Origin of the sequence: Elioraea sp., assembly GCF_051860475.1 — a bacterium.
Taxonomy (GTDB): Bacteria; Pseudomonadota; Alphaproteobacteria; order Acetobacterales; family Acetobacteraceae; genus Elioraea.
Window position 1 is genome coordinate 1 of sequence record NZ_JBHYDW010000234.1, and the last position, 3954, is coordinate 3954.

General features: G+C 71.1%; 3 protein-coding genes. 2 read left to right on the forward strand and 1 reads right to left on the reverse strand.

The genetic code is table 11. The features are described from left to right. The coding region (locus ACTIFU_RS22875) for a glycosyltransferase family 2 protein (RefSeq protein WP_439580633.1) at positions 1–425 on the reverse strand (425 nt) is incomplete at its 3' end. A 189-nt stretch (positions 426–614) separates the two neighbouring features. Between ACTIFU_RS22875 and ACTIFU_RS22880 the strand changes: the two genes are divergently transcribed. Both ACTIFU_RS22880 and ACTIFU_RS22885 read left to right on the forward strand, forming a co-directional pair. Continuing rightward, positions 615–1697 carry a COX15/CtaA family protein gene (locus tag ACTIFU_RS22880; protein ID WP_439580634.1) on the forward strand — a complete coding sequence of 361 codons (1083 nt, stop codon included), beginning with the start codon at positions 615–617 and terminating at the stop codon, positions 1695–1697. Further along, positions 1694–3954: PAS-domain containing protein (locus ACTIFU_RS22885; protein WP_439580635.1), on the forward strand; the 2261-nt coding region annotated here is incomplete at its 3' end. The genes ACTIFU_RS22880 and ACTIFU_RS22885, both read left to right, overlap by 4 nt.

Sequence of the window (3954 nt, forward strand, 5' to 3'; positions counted from 1 at the left end):
GTGCGGTGCCCAGCGATCAGCACCGGCGCGGGGTCAGCCGCATCCTCCGCAAGCGCCGCGGCGAACAGGCGCGGGATGTCGGCCGGGTCGTTCTGGCCGTCGCCGTCCAGCGTGACGATCCAGCGCCCGCGAGCAGCCTTCACCCCGGTCGCGATGGCAGCACTCTGCCCGCAGGAGACGCGATGGCGCCGCCGCACCAGGTCGCCGGACTGTGCCTCGGCGGCGAGGGCGGCGGCCGTGCCGTCGGTCGAGCCGTCATCCACATACACGATCTCATAGACGCCGAGCCCGGCGACCGCTGCACGGATCTCGGCGATCAGCGGCGCGATGTTCGGTGCCTCGTTGCGCACCGGCACCACAACCGAGATCAGCGCATGGGCATCGGACGCCGCGGACGCGGCCTGTGTCGGGTGGGTCTGGTGCATCGGCTCGGGAGGCGGGCGTCCGGCTCCAGGTCTGGCGGCCGTACACGGACGCTTGAATCCGTCTGGATGGGCGCCATACCAGAGGGGTCGGTTAGCGACAAGACGAGGCGGGCCGGATCGGCTAGGCTTTTGCGGGCGAGCCGGCATGCCGCCGCCGGTGCCGCGAGACGCGAGACGCGAGAGCCCATTATGCCGTTCGATCTGACCCCGATGCCCCGCTCCGGCACCGCCGGCACCGTGCACCGGGAAGACCTTGCGGTCGGGATCTGGCTGCTCGGCATCGCGCTAATGGTGCTTATCATGGTCGCCCTCGGCGGCGCCACCCGGCTGACCGGCTCGGGCCTCTCCATCATGGAATGGCGCCCGCTGACCGGCTGGTTCCCCCCGCTCTCCGAAACCGAGTGGCAGCGGCTGTTCGACCTCTATCGCACGATCCCGCAATACGCAGCGGTGAACGCGGGCATGGACCTGGCGGGGTTCAAGGAGATCTTCTGGCTCGAGTATCTGCATCGGGTCTGGGGGAAGCTGATCGGCGTGGCGTTCCTGGGTGGGTTCATCACGCTCGTCATGCTCGGCAAGGTCCGCCGCGCGCTGGTGCCGCGCCTGGCGCTGCTGTTCGCGCTCGGCGGGCTTCAGGGGTTCCTCGGCTGGTTCATGGTCGCCTCGGGGTTCTTCCCGCACCGCACCGCGGTCAGCCCCTATCGTCTCGTGATCCATCTCGGCATGGCGTTCCTGATCTTCGCGCTGCTGCTCGGCACCGCGCTCAGCCTGCTCAGCCGCGAGCCTACCGCCGCGCCGCCTCGCGAGCTCCGGCGCGGCGTGCTCGCCGTCGGCGCGCTCGCGGTTGTCACGATGCTGGCGGGCGGCTTCGTCGCCGGTATCCGCGCGGGCTTCGACTACAACACGTTCCCGCTGATGGACGGCCGGCTGGTGCCGGCGGGCTATCTCGCGCTCGAGCCCTGGGTGCTGAACCTGTTCGAGTCGATCCCGTCGGTGCAGTTCAATCACCGCCTGCTCGCGACCCTGACACTTGCCGCCTCCGCCTGGCTTGCGGTGACGGCGTGGCGGCACGGCCATACGGCCGGAGGAAGGGCAGCCTTGCTGCTCGCCGGGATGGTCGCAACGCAATACGTCCTTGGCGTCGCGGCTCTGGTCCATGTCGTGCCGGTCGGGCTCGGCACACTCCACCAGACCGTGGCCGTGCTGGTGCTCGCAGCCTTCGTCAACGCGCTCGACCGGCTGCGGGCACCCGCCTCGAGGCTTCCGCGGTGAGCGACGAGACCGCGCGGCTCAGCGCCGAGATCGCCGCCCTCAATCTCGCCTACGAGGCCCTGGCCGAGCGCGAGCGGCGGCTGCTCGACTTCACCGAAGCCTCCGGCGACTGGTTCTGGGAGCAGGACGGGTCGCTGCGCTTCACCTTCATCTCGGTCCGCGAGCCCGGGCGCGGGGCGCGCGCGCTGACACCGCGCGTGGGCGACCCGATGCTCGGCCGTACCAGGTTCGAGCAGGTGCTGCGCGAGCCTGGCGACGAGGCGATGTGGCAGCGCCACGCCGAGGACCTCGCCGCGCACCGGCCGTTCCGCGACCTCACCTACCGCTCCCGCCGCGGTGCCGAAACCCCGTTCTGGGTGCGCATCAGCGGCGTGCCTGTGTTTGGCCGCGACGGTCATTTCCGCGGCTATCGCGGAATCGGACGCGACGTCACGGTCGAGATGGAGGCCGCGCGCGCCTCCGCGCGTCAGCAGGCGCTGCTGCGCGACACGCTTGATGGTCTGCCCGTCGGCATCTGCCTCTACGACCCCGAGCGGCGGCTCATCTGGGCCAACCGGACCTACGCGGTCGATGCCGGGCTGACCCCGGACGCGTTCCATCCCGGCATGCCTCTGGCCGAGGTCGTTCGCCTGCTCGCCGCGCGCGGCTGGTACGGCACGGTGGATATCGAGGCGCAGGTCGCCGCCCAGGTGGCGATCGACCGCAGCAGGCCCAGCAGGCGAACGCGGAGCGGCATCGGCGGGCGCACCTTCGACGTGCGGATCGAGCCGCTGCCGGATGGCGGGCACATCGTCTGCACCGTCGATGTGACGGCGCTCGTCGAGGCGGAGACGCAGGCACGCGGCCACGCCATGCGGCTGGACATGGTGCTGCTGCGGTTGCGCACCGGCGTGTGCGTCTACGGCGCTGACCGGCGCATGACGCTGCGCAACCGCCGCTACGAGGAGCTGCTTGGCCTGCCCGACGGCATGGTGCGGCCCGGCATTACCTTCGAGCAGCATCTGCGCGAACTCGCCGCGCGGGGCGAGTTCGGTACCCAGCCCGACCCGGACGCGTATCTCGCGCGTCTGCTCGCCATCGATCTCGCCCGCCCGCACCTGTTCCGCCGCATCCGTCCCAACGGCCAGGTGCTGGACTTCGCCTACGACCCGCTGCCGGACGGCGGCTTCATGGTCTCGGCCAACGACATCACGGCGCTCGCCCGTGCCGAGAACGACGCGAGTGCCCGCGCGCGGCTGCTCGACGCAATCCTGCGGGCGCTGCCCCATGGCGTCTCGGTGTATGGGCCCGACCGGCGGCTTGCGATGGTCAACCCGGCCTACACGCAGATCATGGCGGGTGCGCCGGTGGCGATCGGTGATCACATCGAGGAGGTGATCCGCAAGCGCACCGAGGCCGGCGAGTTCGGGCCCGGCGCGGTCGGCGAGACCTTCGTCCGCGAAGCGAGCCGCGACATCACCAAACCGCAGCGGCGGCGCCGCATGCGGCCCAACGGCACCGCGATCGACATCCGGACCGCCCCGCTGCCCGACGGTGGCCACATCTCGGTGGTCACCGACATCACCCCGGTGGTCGAGGCCGAGGCGGAGGCGATGCGGCGCGCGGCCGTGCTCGATACCATGCTCGAGCACATCCGCCACGGCATCTGCCTGTTCGACCAGGGTCGGCGCGTGGTCGCCGCAAACCGGGCCGCCGCCGAGCTGCTCGGCCACTCGCCGGACCTGCTGCAGCCGGGCCGGACGCAGGAGGAACTGGTCCGGGCCCTGGTCGAGCGCGGCGAGTTCGGCCCGACCGCGACCGCCGAGGCGGCCGCCCGCGATCGCCTGACCCGCGACCGCTCGATCTCGACCATCCACTGGCGCACCCGCCCCGACGGGCGCGTGCTCGAGGTCCGTTCCGACCCCACGCCGGATGGCGGCTTTGTGGTCACCTACACCGACGTCACCGAGCAGAAGCAGGCCGAGGCCGCCCTGCGCCGTGCCGCCACCGAGGCGGAAGCCGCGAGCCGCGCCAAGAGCCAGTTCCTCGCCACCATGAGCCACGAGCTGCGCACGCCGCTGAACGCGGTGATCGGCTTCTCGGAAGCGATGATGCATGACAGCGCGAAGCCCGATGCGCAGCGGATCGAGGAGTATGCGAGCGCGATCAACGAGGCCGGCCGGCACCTGCTGTCGCTGATCAACGACATCCTGGACGTGGCCCGCATCGAAGCAGGACGGATGGATCTCGCGGAGGACCACGTCGACCTCGCACGCCT

Excerpts from the sequence above, each read along its gene's own strand:
- ACTIFU_RS22880 (WP_439580634.1), top strand. The coding sequence starts at position 615 with ATGCCGTTCGATCTGACCCCGATGCCCCGCTCCGGCACCGCCGGCACC.